We start from the raw sequence: 18,346 nt of genomic DNA on the forward strand, positions 1-18,346 counted from the left end.
AGCCCGTTGTCGTTGATTGGGAGTGCAAAAGTAGGCCTTTCCAATGCCCGTGTCAAGGGGTTGTTTGAAAATAGTTTGATAAACTTCAGAAATGCGCTCTAACCGCCTGATTAGCAGCAATGACTATCCAAAATATTTTTTTAGCTCCCAATAGACGGCTACACAAACGGGATTTCTCGGCCTTACGTGGTACTTTAGCTATCAGTAAACGACAAACAGTGTACCTACTCTACCTACACTCACTAGCTAACTCATTGTGGCCGTGAGAAATAGGACAAAACAAAGTTGGCATACTGCTATACAATGAAGATTTTACACACAGCAGACTGGCATCTGGGTAAGCGGCTGTACCGCGCCGACCTCCGTGATGACCATGCTCACTTTCTAACCTGGCTCATTGAACAGGTACAGCATCGGCAGATTGACGTACTCCTGATTTCGGGCGACGTGTTTGACACAACCAACCCAAACGACGGGTCGATGCAGTTGTATTATCAGTTTCTGACGCAGCTGTTACCCTTATCGGTTACGATCATTATCACTGGGGGCAACCACGATTCGGCAACCAAGCTCAACGCGCCAAAAGAACTGCTACGGCACCTGAATATATATGTGGTTGGCTGTACCAATGGTAACTGCCACGATGAAGTGATTCAGTTGGCCAACGGGTCGGTTGATCTGCTGGTGGCGGCGGTACCTTATCTACGTGATGCCGACCTGCGGCAATCGATCTCCGGGCAGCGTTACGAAGACCGCGTAGAGGCCGTGCGGATGGGCATCAGGAACCACTACGAACGTATTGCTGATCATTGCCATGCTGCGTTTGCGGGGGTGCCTGCCCTGGCTATGGGCCACCTGTATGTTAATGGGGCGTCGGTCTCGGAAAGTGAACGCGAGATTCATGCCGTGGGTGGGCAGGCAGCGTTTTCGAGCGAACATTTTCCCAACGGCTTTGCCTATGTGGCCCTGGGCCATATACATGTACCCCAACGGGTGGGCGGCAGCGACTCGGTACGGTACTGCGGGTCGCCAATTCCGCTGAGTTTTGGCGAGCGCACCAATGCCCACCAACTGCTGGAGATCACCGTTGATAATGGGCTGGTCACGGCTGTTGAGTCGGTGGTGGTGCCCCAATCGCGGCAGTTGCTGCACATTACAGGAACATTGGAGGAGGTGCGTGAACAGTTGAACGTGCTGGAACGAACACACACCCTGCCCGCGCTGGTGGAAGTGCTGGTTGATGAACCCTCGGAGAGCCTCAGCACACGAATGCATTTCGATCAGTTGCAGCGCGATTATAAGGAAGCCCCGTTTATACTGGCCAAGACACGCCTGCTCTTCCGCAACAAACGCAAAAGCCTGGAAGCGCTGTTTGGGGCCGAAACGCACCTGGCCGACCTTACCTACCTAGACGTATTCGAGCAAAGACTGTCGCAGTCGGACGTGGACGAGCAGCAGCGGGCGCAACTGATTGATACTTACCAACAGCTCTACAAGCTGGTGACGGAGCAAGCGGCTCCTGTGAACTATGAAAATTCGCCAAATCCGGTTTCGTAACATAAACTCGTTCTACGGCGAACACGAGCCTATCCGGTTTGCCGACGGACTACTGGGCGAAACAGGCCTTTTTGTGATCTCCGGGCCAACGGGTGCGGGCAAGTCGACCCTACTCGATGTGATGACCCTGGCTCTGTTTAACCGCCTGCCGCGCCTAAACGGGGCCATTTCGGGGGCCAATATTGAGGCCGATGGTCTGATTGTGAACCGGCAGGCGGCGGCAGAACCGAACACGGCGGCCTATGCGGAGGTAGAATATGAGGTAGACGGCAATCGCTACCGGTCGCGGTGGTCGATTCGGAAAAACCGCAACAACAACTGGAACAACTATGACATGGAACTGGCGCACCTGCCCGACGACAAGCCGGAAGGAAACCTGTTTCCGATTAAAAACCTGCTGGATTTTCCGAAGAAAAACGAAGAACTTATTGGCCTCAGCTACGAACAATTCATCAAATCCATCGTGCTGGCGCAGGGAGCGTTCGACCAGTTTCTGAAGTCGCGGGCGTCGGAGCGGAGCAAGATGCTGGAGAAACTGACCGGCACCGAGATCTACCGGCAGTTGAGCAAACGGGCCTTTGATCATAATAAGTGGCTGGATCAGCAGATCAGCGATAAGCGCATCAGCATCTCGTCGATTCGGATGCTATCGGATGAAAAAGTGGCCGAGCTGACCGACCAATTAACCAAAGCCGACGAGCGCCTGGACGAGTTGAAGGCGCAAACAAAACTGTTTGAAGCTGAGAAAAAGGTCGTTGATGATGCCGAAAAGGCCGAAATAGCCCTGGCCCGTTGTGCCAAAGACGACGAAAAATTACAGGTACGTTTCACCGAATTCGCCCCTGATCGCCTGCGCCTGACGCAACACGACCTAGTTACGCCACTGGCGGGTTTGCTCACGGAACTGGCCAGCACCGAACGCGCCCTGACTAACCTGAAGCAGCACCGCGCCACCGCTCAGGCCGATACCGCCCGGCTGACTACCCAACAAGACGAGCTGCTGGTTGACGCGGCGACTTTTGTGGGGAAGAAGAAGTTGTCCCAAAAAGACGTTGTTGGGTCTGTGGAGGCTTTTCGCGATCAGTTAAAAGCATTACAGGAGCAACTGGTGGGTGCTCAGAACGCGGCGGCGCCCCTGCTGCAAACCATTCGGCAGCAGGCCCCGGCAGCGCTGGGCCTGAAGCAACTGACCCTGACCGATGTGGTTATAGCCCAGCAGCAGGTTAACGCCGAACAGGCTACGATACAACGGCAGATCGATGCACTGCAAACCACCTACGCCGACGTTTCGCCAACCACACTGGCAGCCCGGTTGCAGCAGGCTATTGACCGCGATAAACTGTTGACTACGCTGGCCCTGCTGGAAGAAGAGCAACAGGACCGGATTCTGAAGGGCCAGAAAATAGCCGAGCCTATTGGTGCATTACTGGCTGATGTTGAGGCAAATATACCCCTGTTAGCCGCTGCCCAGGTACAGGAACAGCTGGCGAATGAGGCCGTTGCGCAGGCCGAAACAGCACAGCGGCGCATGAGCGAAGAGGTAAACCTAACGGCGTTGCGCGAGGGTCTGACCGATGGGGACCCCTGCCCCTTATGCGGGTCGCTGGAACATCCGTATGCCACACATTTTGTGAATCAGTTGGGCACGGTGGCCGCGCAAGTACTGCTGGCGAAAGAAGACCAACGGCAGGCGGCTGCGGCTACGAAACAACTATCAGATACGCTTATTAAGCAGGAAGCCCAGCTGGCCGAAGCCAATCGGACCCAAAACACTTTGCGCGAACAGTTTCGGGCGAAGCGGGACGAAATCAACGAGTTGCGCGAAAAAAATGGGATCGACCCAGAGGCGGGGCCGGAGGCATTTAAGAGCGAACAACGGGGGCTTGCTACGGAACAATCCGATCTGAACGCGCTTCGTTCGCTCTGGGAACAGCTACGTACCCTACAACAGCTGACTCAGCAACTCATTGATTTACAACACTATAACCAGACCATCCAGATCATAACGGCGCAAAAACAACAGCTTTATGCGGGCGAGGACTGGGTCGGGCGGGCAGGTGCGTTACTCAAGTCACTCGCCGACGTGCAAAGTCGCCTGGCTACGCAGACCGAGGTGCAACGTCGCCTGGACGAAGACGAACGGCGGGTGCTGGGCGACGAGCGGCGGGTGGTAACGGCCCTGAAACCACTGCTAAAAAAACTGAACCTCGACACCGCCGAAGCCGCCCGTGCGCAACTGCTGGATACCCCCACAACCCAAAAGCTACGCAAACTGCGCGACGAGCTGGACCGTGACCGGATTGAACTGGATCAACGCACTGCCGATGAGCAGCGCCGCCTCGACAACGCCCACAAAGCCCGCAAAACCGACCTGCTCCCTGCCGACGTGAAAGCCACGTTTGATGCCGCCCGGCGGGAGCACGACAAGATTCTGTCGGAGTCGGGATATGCCCGGTCGGCGCTGGATTCGAACAAAAAGAGCCTGGCTTCGCACCAGAAAAGCATTGCCGAACTGGGCCAGATGGAGGCCGACGCTATGCCCTGGAAAGAACTTAACAAGTTGATTGGCAGCGCTAAGGGCGATAATTTCAGCAAGTTCGCGCAGAGTTTGACCCTGGCGCAGTTGATTGGCCTGGCTAACCGCCGCCTGAAAGATTTGACGGATCGCTACCTGTTGCTGTCGCCGCGGGATGAGCAGGAAGAACTGTTTGTGGTAGATCTTTATCAGGGGCAGGCCGAACGCACCATTGCCAGCCTGTCGGGGGGCGAAACCTTCACGCTGAGCCTGGCGCTGGCCCTGGGGTTATCTGATCTGGCCTCGCAAAATGTTCAGATCGACAGCCTCTTTATCGACGAAGGATTTGGCACGCTGGACCCTGACTCATTGGATACGGCCATTGTGATGCTGGAAAAACTACAGCAGGACAGCCAGAAAACCATCGGCATTATCTCGCACCGCCACGAGATTAAAGAGCGCATTACGGTACAAATTCAGGTAGAGCGGGGAATAGACGGCAATAGCCGGTGCTACATCTCTAGTTAGCGAGTGGTAAGTGATGAACGATGAGTGGTGAGTTTGCTGACGCAAGACTAGACGCGTCAGCAAACTCACCACTCATCGTTCATCACTTACCACTACTTACAGTCCCTCCATCACTTCCTGCGAGACGCCCGTTGACACAAAACCGCCGTCGTGGAAGAGGTTTTGCATGGTTACCATGCGGGTGAAGTCAGAGAAGAGCGTGAGGCAATAGTCGGCGCACTGATCGGCGGAGGCGTTGCCGAGGGGGGCAATCTTGTCGGCGAAGTTGTAGAACTTGTCGAACCCGCCAATGCCACTGCCCGCCGTAGTCACCGTGGGCGACTGCGAGACAGTGTTCACGCGCACTTTGCGGTACTTGCCGTAGTGGTAACCGAAGCTGCGGGCCACCGATTCGAGCATGGCTTTGGCCTCGGCCATGTCGGTATAGAACGGAAACGTGCGCTGCGCCGCCATGTAGGTCAGGGCCACCACAGACCCCCATTCGGCGATGGCGTCCTGCTTGTAAGCCACCTGCAACATTTTGTGCAGCGACATGGCCGACACGTCAAGGCTTTGTTTGAACCACTCGTAGTTGAGGTCGGTGTAGGCGCGGCCCTTGCGGATGTTAGGACTCATGCCGATGCTGTGGAGCACAAAGTCGATTTTGCCACCCAGCATGTCCTGCGACTGTGTGAACAGTTTCTCCAGATCTTCCGTCGAAGTGGCGTCGGCGGCAATCACTTCGGCGTTGCACTGCTCGGCCAGGCCTTTGATCTCGCCCATACGCATGGCAATGGGGGCGTTGGTGAGGGTGAAAATAGCCCCTTCTTCTTTGGCCTTCAGGGCCACTTTCCAGGCGATTGATTGCTCATTGAGGGCACCCGAAATGATGCCGCGCTTTCCGTTCAGTAGTCCGTAAGCCATTGATTGAATGAATAATGTACAATGAATAATGTACAATGAACAACGCAGCTAGCAGCTGTACTTACTCATTGATTTTGGCAAAAGTAAGGCAATTGGGCCGTTTTAGGCCAGTTGTTCGTTAGTGAAGCCAAATTCAGACCGGAGCAGTTCGTAGGCCTGCTGCTCTTCGGCGTCGTAGATGGTCTGGTCAGACAGGGCGCGGTGGCCGTTGTTGATGTTGTTGACCCAACTGTGCGAGGCGTAGGGGTCGTAGTCGAAATTGACCGGATGGTAGCCCCGCAAATTGACCTCCCGGAACCACTCGGTGTTGAGGTCGATATAGCCAAAAAGGCAAAACGGCAGGGCCGGGCCACGGGGCATGGTGAGGGGCCGGGCCACGTCGAGGTTCACCATACAGGCATACTCGTTGAGGCGGCATTCGGGCAAGGTCCAGCCCTGCCCGTCGCGGAGCATATTCTGGTAATTGCCGCCGCGAGGGTCGCCGTGTTTTTGGTAGAGGGCCTCTACTTCGGCCACGCCGGGGCGGTAGTGGGTGTAGCGGTCGCCGTTGCAGAGGCCTTCTTTGTAAGCCGGGCAGTTCCAGCATTGCCCTACTTTGCCAATACCAATGGCGTCGCCGATGTTGTCGAGGTATGCGCCCACGAGGTCGTCGGTGTAGAGTACGTCGTTGTGGGTGATGAACAGGCGCGACTTGTCGGTTTTTTCCCAGGCGTACTGGTAGCGTACGGCATGACGAAACGGCGCAAACGGCAGCAACTGACGGCGGCGGCTGATGAGAATATTGTCTACGCCGAGGTAAAACCAAGGACGGTAATAGACCACCTTATACGGCTTCAGCAGCCGTTTCAGCACCGTCAGGTCCGTGCCGGGGGGCTGTTTACGCTCTTCGACGAAATAGATTTTATCGATCCACTTGCCCGACTGTTTCATCAGCGAAAGCACCGTTACGGCGGTCAGATACGGCTTTCCGTACACGTTGAGGGCAACATCGACAGACTTGGGCTGGGGCATTTAAGACGAAATTGGTTGACCTACAAAACTACGCCCGCCCTAATGAACCGCCAAGCGCACTTGCTGCCCGGCAGGCACCAACCCCACGGTCTGCCGCAGAAACAGTTCGCTGGCCCGGTACACCCCGTCCAGATCGCCCGACGTGAAGTGCGAGGCAATGACGTGGTCGCCCGCCAGCGGAAAGGCCTGTTTTACTTTCTGGTTGGCGGGCGTACCCAGTTGGTCGAACATGGTGAGCATGGCTGGTACCGATGCTACTTTGTCCTGATGAGCGTCGTTCTTGAAATAGTAGCCCATGAAGATTGGCTGTTTCACCTTTGCAAACTGGTCGGGCACCATATACCGGTCTATCATGGTCTGGAGCGTGATGAGGCCGTTGGTGTGGTAGCGCGTGAGCCAGTAGCGGGCACGGTCGGGTTTGTAGTGCGTAATGTTGACGTGCTCACCACCCAGGGCCAAGCTAACAACGTTGCGTCCCCAGGGCATGGTGGCCAGTTTCAGAGCGGGATTAGCCACCGCAATGCAGGGCGAATACAGCACTAGACCCGCCAGATCGGGGTGGTGCGCCGCCAGATACAACGACAGCATCCCCCCCGCCGACGTGCCGATGACCACCACCCGGTTGCCCAGCGCCCGACCAATGGCCAATGCCCGTTCGGCCGATGCGGCATAGGTGGCAGGGGTCAGATTTTTTAGGGCGTTGGGCGAGGTAACCCCGTGTTCGTAGGGCCGGGCCAGGTAAAGGTTACAGCCAAAATGCCTCGCCAGTCGCTTATTTACCGGGTCGCCTTCGGCCCAGGAAGCGCCAAAACCGGGCATGTAGATCATGCTGACGGCCGTTTTCTGCCTGTGCAGGCTGTCGGCCCAGATGATGCGGGCTTCGTTGTCGGGCTTCAAATGGGCTAGCTTTTCAGTATCGGCAATGGCTTTTTTAAGTGCCGATAAGTCGGTAGCCACAGGCAAGTTAGCGTACTGAACCGGAGCCAGTGCTGGTCGTGGCCCAAGGCAGTAGATAATGGCCAGGAGAGCAAACAAACCACCGATAATCTGGAGGAAACGTTTCATATGTTCTGAAAATGCCATGAGCGGCAGGCTTCTGCTTTATTACCAGCAGGGATGAATTCATTGCGCATAGCGTACTAAAATCACCACTGGAAAGCTACGCAATAAAGTCTAATTCCATTTTAACGAACACTACTATGGCTAAGTCGTTCCTTTGGGTGTAAGCCAAAACGACGTATGAAATTTTGCTCACTTCTGTCATTACTTTTGGTTGCCGTGGCTTGTCAGCGTCCGGTAGAACCCGTTGTGCCTGTACTACCTTTGGTCGATACAGGACCGAACACGTTACCCATTGTCTTCGCCAACATGTCGCTGTCAGGGCGCAGCAGTAGCAACGCGATTACAGTGACCAGTTCCATTAACATTCAATCGGCCAGATATGTGGTCAAAGAAACTGGTTACTGCGTATCGAATACAGACAGTCTACCTAGGTTGACCAACCCCAACACCCGGCGCATTGTGGTGGATAAAACCCCGCGCCAGGGTATTTACAACAGCCCGTTACCCGCTACGCTGGATTCGCTCTCGCCAGGTCAGATCTACTACATCGATCCCTACGCTGTTTTAGACGACGGCAGGATACTGTACGGACGGCACAATCATACGAAAATGCAGTCTACAACCGTGGCTACGGCCGTGTCGTTTCGCTTACCGGTGCGACCGCCGCTGTTGCCCGTCTCGTTTGTAGAACGCCCGCCCGTGCCTACGCCGCTTACTCCTTCCAACTCCAGCCCGCTGCCAGCTTATCAGCAATTTATTCCGTTGCAAGATCGCCTGTATGCTTTCTATCCCACGGGGTATTTGCAGGTTTATGACCCAACCACCAACAACTGGAAAGCATTATCTCCACTAGGCACCAACGTCTTCGCAACATCCTATCTGGTGTTTGCCGCTGGCGATAAGCTTTTTGTGCATAGCAGCCCCGACTACTGGTACGGTTCAAATCGGCCTAACCCGGTCATGTGGGAATATGACCCGGCGCAGGATAAGTGGACCGACCTGGGTAATGACCTGGGCATCAACCTGTTCAATAGCAGGTATTTGCTCGCGGCCAACGGGATCGCCTACTTCCGCAACGCCTATCCGTACGGGATGCTGGCGTTCGACGCGAAACAAAAAAAGACCGTGGCCGCTAACAAGCCCACGTTACTTCGCATCAACAACTACAACGGTTTCAACCCACTGGCAGGCAACACGTTTATTGCCAGTGTTTACGACAGCAACAATGACGCTCAATACATAAGTTACGATGTTAACACCGACAACGTAGGCATGCTTACCAATCTCCAGTCTGCTGCCGAAAAGCAGGGTTTAATAGGTTCACCATACCTAGTTGTTCGGGATTCCGATCTGCTAACCGGCTGGAATGTATCAACTACTATGTTGCTGAATTCAGGCAGCATCAACGCAACCAGCTGGCTACGCCGCGACGAATTGATCCGCTTTTCAACGGCTACGCAGCTGGTCGTGGGCTATTATGATATTGCCAACATGCCAGGCAATGCAAACCTCAGTCGGAGAATTATAAGCACTGGTAAGCGCGTGTTTATTTTCAGCACAGATGGTTTGAGCAGTTTATTTACTGAAGTAGCCCTTCCCTAGTCAGCTTTAAAACTCAGGAATTTCCATACGGATGCGCCAGTCTTTGGGGAGGTAGTTGTTGGTGCGGTTGCCGAGGTTTTTCATCCAGCCCAGTGGTAGGCCCTCATACCGTGCCAGCAGCCAGCCACGGGGGGCGTTGGGCAACACAAGATTTTCTTTTTTGAAATAATGCAGGGCCTCATCGCGGGTAAGGTCTACGCCGGGGAGGTTGGAGGCCAGTTCGGTGCTGAGCGCGAGGGCGTGGTTGGGCAAAAAATCGGGGCCCTTAAACAGTCCCATCTCAATACCAAAGCCTTTGCTGCGGAGAGCGCCGTCAACCATAACCAGTTCTTTTTCCAGCGCAATGGGCACGGCCAAAATCTCGTCGTTGGGTTTTTGCCAGAACGAAAACTCGTCGGCATTACGCAGGTATGGCTTCAAGGTGCCTACCTGCTTATGATGCACCAGCCGCGCCGATTTGAACCCGCGCGTTTTGGCCACGGGCACCGCCGCCGAGGCCGTTTTGCGGAAGACGCTGATGAAAAAACCCTCGCCCTGCACTCGGTGCGGATAGCATTGGTAACCCACGTTATCCCCGAAAACGCGCTCGGTAACACCCCAGGCATTGCCCGAGTCGGCGGGCAGGTCGAGGGGGTGATTTTTGAAGCCATGGTCCGACAGCCACTGCATGGCCTGGCCGTTTTCGGCGTCGTTGTAGGTGCATGTGCTGTAGATAAGCCAGCCGTCTTCGGTCACGAGCGGTGCCGAATGGGCCAGAATACGCCCCTGCCGGGCCGCACAAAGTGTTACGTGCTCCGGCGACCATTCGCCCACGGCCTTGGGGTCCTTCCGGAAAAGGCCTTCGCCCGAACAGGGCGCGTCGATCATGACCAGGTCGAAAAAGCCCGCCAGCGGAGCGAAGTCTTCGGGGTCGTGGTGGCTGACTACCACGTTGGCGTAGCCCCACTTGTCGATGTTTTCGCGCAGTACCGGCACCCGCGACCGGATCACCTCGTTGCACACCAGCACACTATAGGGCGGCAGCGTTGAGGCCAGTAACGTACTCTTGCCACCAGGTGCCGCGCACAGGTCAAGGGCTTTTAGCGGCCGTTGCCCATCATAGGCTTTCTGCCGCCCCACCGTTTGCCGGACAGCCTCGGCCAGCAGCATCGACGAGGCTTCCTGTACGTAATAGGCACCAGCCTGAAACAGCGGATCGAGGGTAAAAACGGGCCTTTCGGGCAAATAGAAGCCGGTTTCGCACCAGGGTACGGGCAACAGCCCCGCCGTATCGACGCCCGGCTTGCGCGGATTGAGCCGGATGCTCACGGGCGGCGGCGTGGCTAACGCAGCGGCAAAGGCGGGGTAGTCGGGACCAAGTTGTTGCTGCATCTGCGCCTCGAAAGCCGCAGGCAGGTTGAGTGCTTGCATAGAGTGCAAAGAACGTTTGGATTTACGATGTACGATTTACGAATTACGATTTATTGCTGTCGCACCCCCTATGCTGTAGAGCAAACCTAGGCGACAGCAATAAATCGTAATTCGTAAATCGTACATCGTAAATCCAAACGTTCTTTGCTCCATGACAACGACACTGACTGACCGCTTCAAGCGGGTTACCACCTTTATTTTCGACGTTGACGGCGTACTGACCGACGGCACCGTTAGTGCGCTGGCCTCTGGCGAAATGTACCGTACCTTCTATATCCGCGACGGTTACGGCATCGAGCAGGCCATTAAAGCGGGCTACCGCGTGGCCATCGTGTCGGCGGGGAATCAGGATGGGGTGCGGAAAAGGCTGGCGTTTCTGGGTATCAAAGACGTATTTATGGGTGGCCCCACCGACCAGAAAATAAACGCCTACCTCGGCTACCTCACCCGCGACAGCATCCCCGAAGACCAGGTCCTCTATATGGGCGACGACCTGCCCGACTACCCCATTCTGAGCCGCCCCGCCCTGCTAAGCACTTGCCCCGCCGATGCCGCCGACGAAATCCAGGCCGTGTGCGATTACATCTCGCCCCTGGCAGGTGGCCGCGGTGCCGTACGCGATGTAATCGAGCAAGTGATGAAAGCCCAGGGCAACTGGGCAAAGGGAATGTAAAATGAAGAATGTATAATGGCTCCGCCCTCTTAGTGTTACGAGCCGCACCGGCGGACCGGCGAAGTCATTATGCATTCTTCATTTTACATTCCCTTTTTAGGTCCAATTTTTGCTTGATTTTCAGGTACTTGTACTTATAAAATCATGCGAAATCTCTTCGACCGGGGTCTGAACGTGCAGCCGAGCTATTTGTCGGCGTCGGCTATGGCATTGCTAGTGGCGCAATTACCGGCTCAGGCGCAGGACGATTACAGTAAAAAAATGACCCTCGTCATCCATGGCGGGGCGGGCAACATCACCCGGCAAAACCTGTCGGTCGAGAAAGAGAAGGCCTACAAAGCCACGCTGGCCACGGCCCTGCAAACAGGCTTTGCTATCCTGAAAAAAGGCGGTACCAGCCTCGATGTCGTAGAGGCTACCATTCGGGTACTGGAAGATTCGCCGCTGTTCAACGCAGGCAGGGGAGCCGTGTTCACCCACGACGGTCGGCATGAGCTCGACGCCAGTATTATGGACGGCAGCACCCTACAGGCTGGGGCCGTGGCGGGTGTTACGGGCATCCGCAACCCCATCTGCACGGCCCGGCGCGTGTTGGAGAAGACCGAACACGTCTTACTAATGGGACAGGGGGCCGAAGCCTTTGCCCATGAGCAGGGAATGGAGTTGGTTGACCCTGCCTATTTTTATACGGAAACACGCTGGCAGGCCTTGCAACTGGCCATCTCTGACGAAAAAGCCGGGCGTAATCTGACGAAGTCGGGGGCTAAACCAAAACTGCAACCTGCCCCGCTCCTGCCGGCCAAACTGGCCAAACATAAAGCCACCAAAACCAGCTGGGCACCTGACCCGGCCGTTTGGGCAACCGACCCGCTCATTTTCGACGAAGGCAAAAAATACGGCACCGTGGGCTGCGTGGCGCTCGACCAATGGGGTAATCTGGCAGCGGGTACGTCAACGGGCGGTACTACTAACAAACGCTACGGCCGCGTGAGCGATTCGGCAATCATTGGCGCGGGCACTTACGCCAACAATGCCACCTGCGCCGTGTCGGCCACGGGTCAGGGCGAGGCCTTTATCCGGTCGGTGGCGGGGCACGACATATCGGCGCTGATGGAATACAAGGGGCTATCGGTGCAGGAGGCAGCTGACGAAGTAGTACTGAATAAATTGGCGGCGCGTGGCGGCGAAGGTGGCGTGATTGCCCTTGACCGCAGCGGCAACATCGCGATGCCCTTCACCACCGAAGGTATGTACCGGGCCTATATCCGAGCCGACGGCAGTAGCGAAGTGCTGATTTTCGAGGCTTGATTTTATGTAAATTTAAAGTTGAACTTTAAATTTACATAAAATCAAGCCCATGCTCATTCCCAGATTATTGGCCAATAAGGTACTGGATTTGGCTACCAAGTTCCCGATCGTGTCATTGACGGGTCCTCGCCAATCGGGCAAAACGACGCTGTTGCGAAGCCTACTACCTGACTATCAGTATGTTTCTCTTGAAAATCCCGTAACCCGGCAATTTGCTACAGAAGACCCAAACGGATTTCTAGCCACGTATGCCGAGCGGGTCATCTTTGACGAAGTGCAACGGGTACCCTCGCTTTTCTCTTACCTGCAAACCAAGGTCGATGATAGTCGGCAGATGGGCCAATACGTATTATCAGGGTCGCAAAATTTTCTGCTGCTACAGGCCATTTCGCAAACGCTGGCAGGCCGGGTAGCCGTACTACGGCTGTTGCCATTGAGCTATGCCGAACGTCAGCAGGCTAATTTACTAGGCCCGTCGGTGGCTGAATCGATTTTTCAGGGTGGGTATCCAGCCCTTTATGATCGGCAACTAACGCCCGATGAATTTTTTCCCTCATACATTGAAACATACCTGCAACGCGACGTGCGTGACCTGGCCAGCATCCGTAACCTAGGCACGTTCACCACCTTTGTTCAGTTGTGTGCGGGGCGTATTGGGCAACCGCTTAACACAAGCTCACTGGCCAGCGACTGTGGCGTCAGTGTGCCCACCGTGCGGTCCTGGCTATCTATTCTAGAGAGCAGCTATTTCATTTTTTTACTTCAGCCGTACTACCAGAACTTCAACAAACGGGTTATCAAAAGCCCCAAACTGTACTTCTATGACACTGGCTTAGCTTGCAGCCTGCTCACGATGACCACCGCACAACAGGTAGAAAGCTATTACCAGCGGGGTAGCCTGTTTGAGAATGCAATGGTGGCCGAGTTACTAAAAAACAGGCTGAACGCCGGGCAAACGCCCCACGTGTATTTTTGGCAGGATAGTAACCACAATGAGGTCGACCTCATTGACGAACAGCCTGGGGGGTTCATTACGTATGAAATGAAGTATAGCCAAACCGTCAGTTCAGACCATCTGAAAAACCTGATTCACTTCCGGAAATTGACCAACACTACTGGTGTTGATTACCTGCTCTACGCAGGTAGTGAAGGCCAAAAAAGGACCGGCGCTACTGTGGTAGGGTGGCAGGGCGTCACTGGTTTGTAAAGCTCCTGAACCGTGCCAGCAACTCGCGCGACACCGGGCCTACGTGGCCGTTACCCATGGTGAAATCGCCGATTTTGACGATGGGGAGCACTTTTTTGTTGCTACTGGTGGTAAAGGCCTCGTCGGCGTCGTAAAGGTCTGAGAGGAGTACAGGGCGTTCCTCAACCTCGAAATCGGGGCGGGCCAGCTCCATAATGGTGCGGCGGGTGATGCCCCGCAAAATATGCCGACTGGGGGTAATGAGGCGATTGCCGCGCACCAGAAATAGGTTGCTGCGGCTTAACTCACTGATTTCGCCGTGCATATGATAGAGCACATCCTGCGCCCCGGCTTCCCTGATTTTTCCTGCCAGCATCATCACGTGCCGGTAGTCAGTGGCCTTTACTTCGGGCATGGGGCGGACGTATTCATCCAGTATTACGCGGATGCCGTGTTCGTACTGCTCGGTAGGCACGGGGTGAATGGGTTCACTGAGAATCAGCAGGTTGGGCTTCACGATGCTGATACTATCAGGCGAATAGCCGCCGGTCATCACCAGCCGAAACGCTACATCGGCGGTCCCGCCGCAACGGCGGACCGGTCCGGACTGGCCGGAGCGTTGTAACAGATCGAGCAAGATGGCGTGAGTTTCGTCTTGCGTCAGGGGCAGGTCGAGCGTCATTTTTTCGGCCGACTGACGGAACCGCTCCCAGTACCAGTCCCACTGAAACGGCTGACCGTTGTAGGTCAGAAAATAATCGAACAGGCCAAATCCGCGCAGAAGGCCCAGGTCGGTTACGCCTAGTCCGATCTGATCGGTGGGTTGGATGGTGCCGTTGAAATAGCCGAAATAGGGCATAGTCGTTGTCTGATTAGCAAGAGTTGAGAAAGGTAAGGCTGCAAAACCAGTAGCGCAAGACAAGCCTGTATGCTGGCTGCAGCTGTTTACAAGAGCCTGGGTTAACAAAAAAAACACATCAACTAACTAGCACAGTATCAAGAAGTTTACGCTGACAGGCACCAAACGGCCAGTAGCTCACGCCCTTTTTTATAACCATTAGCGGTACCCTCAGTTATTGACTACAAAATCTATTGAATTAATAGTTTATGTTTCCTACCGACCCAACCTTGCCTGTTCCTGCCGCCCCGTTGGCACCATCAGCCACCACCGTTGAGGCTCCATCTACGCTGGTGATTCCGGTGATCGATGAGCAACTGCTGGTCAGTAAGGAGTTGGTTGAAACGGGACAGGTACGCGTCAGCAAACACGTTGATGAGCAAACGCAAACCGTAGAGACGCCCGTATGGCACGAGGTGGTCGACGTGCAGCGCATACTCATCAATCGAGTGGTCGATACCATGCCTTTGTCACGTCAGGAAGGTGATACCCTCATTTTGCCTGTGGTTCGCGAAGAGGTGGTCACCAGCATCCGGTTTGTGCTGGTAGAAGAAGTACACATCACCCGCAGGCAGGAACAACACCTTGACCAACAGACTGTTACGCTACGCAGTGAACACATCACCGTCGACCGCAGTACGACCCCGGCTAGTCCTGAGACGGACGTTTTCTGATCATTACCCAATTTTCTTTTTATACAACTCAACAAAACCCAGTACAACCATGTCACAAACCGTAGTCGGCATTTTCGACACAGCCACCGAAGCACAGAGCGCCGTTGAGGCCCTCGTTAACAGCGGATTCAACCGCGACCAGATTGATTTGTCGGCCCGCACCGGCGACTTCAACCAATCGTATACCGATGATTCGGACAGCCATGATGAAGGCGGCATTGGCGGATTTTTCAGTTCGCTGTTCGGCACCAATGACGACGAAGATCGCCGTCGGACTTACGAAACAGTGGGTAAACGGGGCTCTATCGTAACCGTACACGTCGATGAGTCGGATGATGCCGAGCAGGCTGCCGATATTCTGGATGAGTACGGTGCCGTCGACGTCGACGAAAAAGCAGCGCAGTATGCTACTAACAGCTACGCTAACACAGGCTCGGCCGTGGGCGCGGGAGTATCTGGCACGGCCAACACTTATGATCTGACAGCCGGTACGACCGATACCACCGACGTGGTACGTGACGGCGACACGTTGTCGGTGCCTATTATTGAAGAGAACCTGCAAGTGGGCAAGCGCACGGAACAAACCGGTGGCGTACGTCTGCGGAGCCGGATCATTGAAAAGCCCGTTGAAGAAAGCGTACGGCTACGGTCGGAGCGGGTGGTGGTGCAACGCAATCCTGTGGACCGGGCGGCTACCGATGCCGACTTCACGGCATTTAAAGAAGGCGAAGTGAGCCTGACCGAAACCGCCGAACGCGCCGTAGTAGGCAAAGAAGCCCGAGTGGTTGAAGAAGTAACCCTAGGCAAAACAGTCGATGAACACGACGAAGTAATCCGCGATACCGTACGCCGCACCGACGTCGACGTGGAACAACTGAACCCAACGGTTGATACCACGCTCAAAACCGACAACACGACCTACACAACGGGCAACGATACGCGTAGCGTGTAGAGTAGAGGGCATAGAGTTAAGAGCATAGAGCCAAGAGGTGAGAGTCAAGAGTCAAGAGTTGCTGACGCAAGTGTATCCATGCGTCAGCAACTCTTGACTCTTGACTCTCACCTCTTGGCTCTATGCTCTATAGCAGCGTTCGAAATCATCGACGTAGCTGCTACCCACGGGGATGACCTGTTTGCCGACGGTGAGGTTGGTGCGTTGAAATGCGGTGATCTTGTCGAGCGCCACAATGTATGATTTATGTACCCGGCAGAATTGCGTTTCGGGGAGTTTAGCATGGATCGACTTCAACGTCAGGCGACTCAGAATAGGCCTTGGTTGGCCGGAAACGTAGATTTTAACGTAGTCTTTCAGCCCTTCCACGTACAGCACTTCGTCGTGGAAGATGCGGATTTCCTGGTATTCGGCGAAGATGAAAAAGAACGTCCGCTCGGCGGGGACCGGGGCCACCGGCGTAGGCATTACGAGCGGTTCGGGTATCGGAACAGGCGCGATGGTAGACTGCCCCGCGCGGAGTAGAAACAGGTCATACGCCTTGGAGACGGCCTTCAGAAACCGCTCGAACGGAATGGGTTTCATCAGGTAATCGATCACATCGAGGGTGTAACCGTCCAGGGCATATTGCTCATAGGCCGTGGTCAGGATCACCATAGGCGGTTTGGCCAGCGTGCGCAGAAATTGCAGTCCCGTGAGCGTAGGCATCTGAATATCGAGAAACAGCAAATCTACCTGCCCACGCCGGATGATGTCATAGGCGTCGAGCGGGTTGCTGAATTGCCCTACCAGCTCCAGAAACGGTATTTTCTGAATGTCGTCGGCCAGCAGTTCCAGCGCAAACGGTTCATCGTCAATAGCTATGCAGCGCATAAGACTTTAATGTATAATGTACAATGAATAATGTACATTCTTTAAACATTCACCATCTCCTGATGCAGGGCCAGCGTCAGGGCTATGTTGAACTTGCCCGCTTCGGTGCCGTAGTGCAGTGTGTGCCGACCGGGGTAGTGCAAGGTCAGGCGCTGGGCCACATTAGCAATACCAATGCCCGAATCCTCAGAAGAGGCTCCAGAGGTGGTGAAATCGGGGTTCTGGACTGAAAACAGTAACTCGTTATCGGCCACCACCAGCCGAATCTGGATATGGCTCGTTTCCTGTCCGTGCAGGCCATATTTAAACGCGTTTTCCACGAAAGGAATAAACAGCAGTGGTTCTATTTCCAGCGCTTCTACGGGGCCTGTCACCACAAAATCGACGGTTTGGCGGTCGTTGAGGCGCATTTGTTGCAGGTCGATGTAGTGATGCAGGTGCTCGATCTCCTGGGTCAGGGGCACCCGGTCGCGCTGGGCCTGGTAGAGCATGTAGCGCAGCAACTGCGAGAGCTTGACCACGGCGTCTTCTGTTTTCTGTGATTTCTGGCGGGCCAGCCAGCGGATGTTGTTGAGCGTGTTGAACAGAAAATGGGGGCTAACCTGTAGTTTCAGCATGGCCAGTTCGGCCGATACCTTGCCCAATGCCATTTGCTGCTGCTGATCGCGGAGGCGGGCATGGTGCCGGATGAGGGCAATCAACGAGCTGAGAATCATGGCAAACCCGAACGACAGCGACGCGCTCAGCGCACCTGGCCACGGGCTAAACTGCCGCCGCCGTCCGCGGGGCGAATAATGCACTCCCGGCGGAAAACCATAAAAGCTACCAATACGCACCAGCCCCACCACCAGCAGCATAGCCAACAGCGTGAGCACAAAGCGGTTCAGGTGCTGAGTGGCCAGAAAATCGGGGGTGAGACGGCGCAGGTTATAATAGAAGCAGGTGGCAATAACGCTCCCCGTCAGTAGCTGAGCCATGCCAATACTAAGCAGGTCCTGCTGGTTCCAGAGAAAAGACGGTAAGGTCAGAAACGGTAGCCCGGCGAAAAAAGCCCAGCCAACCACATGCAGCCAGCCCTGATAGCGTTCGAGGATTTTCATACCGGAAGGTACAGATTTCCAGACAGTTCAGAGGCGGCTGTAGACCAAGCGGGCGGGTGTGCCGATGAAGAAGGGAGTAAAGGGAGGAGGGAGG

General features: G+C 55.1%; 15 protein-coding genes. 8 read left to right on the forward strand and 7 right to left on the reverse strand.

The features are described from left to right. Window positions 1-303 precede the first annotated feature (303 nt). On the forward strand, window positions 304-1,557 hold the full coding sequence (locus J2I48_RS27865) for an exonuclease SbcCD subunit D C-terminal domain-containing protein (RefSeq protein ID WP_207338826.1): 1,254 nt from the start codon (window positions 304-306) through the stop codon (window positions 1,555-1,557). Then, window positions 1,529-4,600, forward strand: coding sequence for an AAA family ATPase (locus tag J2I48_RS27870; RefSeq protein ID WP_207338827.1), 3,072 nt, complete (start codon window positions 1,529-1,531; stop codon window positions 4,598-4,600). The genes J2I48_RS27865 and J2I48_RS27870 overlap by 29 nt, the downstream gene beginning before the upstream one ends. A 96-nt stretch (window positions 4,601-4,696) precedes the next feature. On the opposite strand, the gene J2I48_RS27875 is transcribed toward J2I48_RS27870, so the two are convergent. From J2I48_RS27875 to J2I48_RS27885, 3 genes are all read right to left on the reverse strand, one after another. Further along, window positions 4,697-5,503, reverse strand: coding sequence for an enoyl-ACP reductase FabI (locus J2I48_RS27875; protein ID WP_207338828.1), 807 nt, complete (start codon window positions 5,501-5,503; stop codon window positions 4,697-4,699). A gap of 102 nt (window positions 5,504-5,605) precedes the next feature. Beyond that, window positions 5,606-6,514 carry a hypothetical protein gene (locus J2I48_RS27880; protein ID WP_207338829.1) on the reverse strand — a complete coding sequence of 303 codons (909 nt, stop codon included), beginning with the start codon at window positions 6,512-6,514 and terminating at the stop codon, window positions 5,606-5,608. A gap of 39 nt (window positions 6,515-6,553) precedes the next feature. Continuing rightward, window positions 6,554-7,579, reverse strand: coding sequence for an alpha/beta hydrolase (locus tag J2I48_RS27885; protein WP_207338830.1), 1,026 nt, complete (start codon window positions 7,577-7,579; stop codon window positions 6,554-6,556). Between the two features lie 243 nt (window positions 7,580-7,822). Between J2I48_RS27885 and J2I48_RS27890 the strand changes: the two genes are divergently transcribed. Then, on the forward strand, window positions 7,823-9,178 hold the full coding sequence (locus J2I48_RS27890) for a Kelch repeat-containing protein (protein WP_207338831.1): 1,356 nt from the start codon (window positions 7,823-7,825) through the stop codon (window positions 9,176-9,178). A gap of 6 nt (window positions 9,179-9,184) precedes the next feature. Here J2I48_RS27890 and J2I48_RS27895 read toward each other — a convergent pair whose 3' ends face one another. After that, window positions 9,185-10,588: a methyltransferase RsmF C-terminal domain-like protein gene (locus tag J2I48_RS27895; RefSeq protein ID WP_207338832.1), complete on the reverse strand. Its 1,404-nt coding sequence runs from the start codon at window positions 10,586-10,588 to the stop codon at window positions 9,185-9,187. A 151-nt stretch (window positions 10,589-10,739) separates the two neighbouring features. On the opposite strand from J2I48_RS27895, the gene J2I48_RS27900 reads away from it, so the two are divergent. From J2I48_RS27900 to J2I48_RS27910, 3 genes are all read left to right on the forward strand, one after another. After that, entirely contained in the window at window positions 10,740-11,261 is a 522-nt protein-coding gene (locus J2I48_RS27900) for a KdsC family phosphatase (RefSeq protein WP_207338833.1), read from the forward strand. Between the two features lie 144 nt (window positions 11,262-11,405). Then, on the forward strand, window positions 11,406-12,569 hold the full coding sequence (locus J2I48_RS27905) for an isoaspartyl peptidase/L-asparaginase family protein (protein ID WP_229376853.1): 1,164 nt from the start codon (window positions 11,406-11,408) through the stop codon (window positions 12,567-12,569). Window positions 12,570-12,618: 49 nt separating this feature from the next. Then, window positions 12,619-13,776, forward strand: coding sequence for an ATP-binding protein (locus J2I48_RS27910; protein WP_207338834.1), 1,158 nt, complete (start codon window positions 12,619-12,621; stop codon window positions 13,774-13,776). On the opposite strand, the gene J2I48_RS27915 is transcribed toward J2I48_RS27910, so the two are convergent. Next, on the reverse strand, window positions 13,763-14,614 hold the full coding sequence (locus tag J2I48_RS27915; RefSeq protein WP_207338835.1) for an aminotransferase class IV: 852 nt from the start codon (window positions 14,612-14,614) through the stop codon (window positions 13,763-13,765). The two genes, J2I48_RS27910 and J2I48_RS27915, sit on opposite strands and share 14 nt — an antisense overlap. 248 nt (window positions 14,615-14,862) lie before the next feature. On the opposite strand from J2I48_RS27915, the gene J2I48_RS27920 reads away from it, so the two are divergent. Both J2I48_RS27920 and J2I48_RS27925 read left to right on the forward strand, forming a co-directional pair. Beyond that, the gene (locus J2I48_RS27920; protein WP_207338836.1) at window positions 14,863-15,327 is read left to right on the forward strand and encodes a YsnF/AvaK domain-containing protein; all 465 of its coding nucleotides are present in this window, start codon (window positions 14,863-14,865) and stop codon (window positions 15,325-15,327) included. Between the two features lie 49 nt (window positions 15,328-15,376). Continuing rightward, window positions 15,377-16,279, forward strand: a complete 903-nt coding sequence (locus J2I48_RS27925; RefSeq protein ID WP_207338837.1) for a YsnF/AvaK domain-containing protein — start codon at window positions 15,377-15,379, stop codon at window positions 16,277-16,279. A gap of 120 nt (window positions 16,280-16,399) precedes the next feature. Here the strand turns inward: J2I48_RS27925 and J2I48_RS27930 are convergent, their stop codons facing one another. Both J2I48_RS27930 and J2I48_RS27935 read right to left on the reverse strand, forming a co-directional pair. After that, entirely contained in the window at window positions 16,400-17,152 is a 753-nt protein-coding gene (locus J2I48_RS27930) for a LytR/AlgR family response regulator transcription factor (RefSeq protein WP_207338838.1), read from the reverse strand. Between the two features lie 41 nt (window positions 17,153-17,193). Then, window positions 17,194-18,252, reverse strand: coding sequence for a sensor histidine kinase (locus J2I48_RS27935; protein WP_207338839.1), 1,059 nt, complete (start codon window positions 18,250-18,252; stop codon window positions 17,194-17,196). Window positions 18,253-18,346 lie beyond the last annotated feature (94 nt).

Source organism: Fibrella aquatilis (assembly GCF_017353255.1).
In the GTDB taxonomy this organism is placed as follows: Bacteria; Bacteroidota; Bacteroidia; order Cytophagales; family Spirosomataceae; genus Fibrella; species Fibrella aquatilis.

Bases quoted from the DNA above. Each gene is read 5' to 3' on its own strand.
- J2I48_RS27865 (WP_207338826.1), top strand. From the start codon at position 304: ATGAAGATTTTACACACAGCAGACTGGCATCTGGGTAAGCGGCTGTAC.
- J2I48_RS27920 (WP_207338836.1), top strand. From the start codon at position 14,863: ATGTTTCCTACCGACCCAACCTTGCCTGTTCCTGCCGCCCCGTTGGCA.
- J2I48_RS27905 (WP_229376853.1), top strand. From the start codon at position 11,406: ATGCGAAATCTCTTCGACCGGGGTCTGAACGTGCAGCCGAGCTATTTG.
- J2I48_RS27900 (WP_207338833.1), top strand. From the start codon at position 10,740: ATGACAACGACACTGACTGACCGCTTCAAGCGGGTTACCACCTTTATT.
- J2I48_RS27870 (WP_207338827.1), top strand. From the start codon at position 1,529: ATGAAAATTCGCCAAATCCGGTTTCGTAACATAAACTCGTTCTACGGC.
- J2I48_RS27880 (WP_207338829.1), bottom strand. From the start codon at position 6,514: ATGCCCCAGCCCAAGTCTGTCGATGTTGCCCTCAACGTGTACGGAAAG.
- J2I48_RS27925 (WP_207338837.1), top strand. From the start codon at position 15,377: ATGTCACAAACCGTAGTCGGCATTTTCGACACAGCCACCGAAGCACAG.
- J2I48_RS27875 (WP_207338828.1), bottom strand. From the start codon at position 5,503: ATGGCTTACGGACTACTGAACGGAAAGCGCGGCATCATTTCGGGTGCC.
- J2I48_RS27935 (WP_207338839.1), bottom strand. From the start codon at position 18,252: ATGAAAATCCTCGAACGCTATCAGGGCTGGCTGCATGTGGTTGGCTGG.
- J2I48_RS27915 (WP_207338835.1), bottom strand. From the start codon at position 14,614: ATGCCCTATTTCGGCTATTTCAACGGCACCATCCAACCCACCGATCAG.
- J2I48_RS27910 (WP_207338834.1), top strand. From the start codon at position 12,619: ATGCTCATTCCCAGATTATTGGCCAATAAGGTACTGGATTTGGCTACC.
- J2I48_RS27885 (WP_207338830.1), bottom strand. From the start codon at position 7,579: ATGAAACGTTTCCTCCAGATTATCGGTGGTTTGTTTGCTCTCCTGGCC.
- J2I48_RS27930 (WP_207338838.1), bottom strand. From the start codon at position 17,152: ATGCGCTGCATAGCTATTGACGATGAACCGTTTGCGCTGGAACTGCTG.
- J2I48_RS27895 (WP_207338832.1), bottom strand. From the start codon at position 10,588: ATGCAAGCACTCAACCTGCCTGCGGCTTTCGAGGCGCAGATGCAGCAA.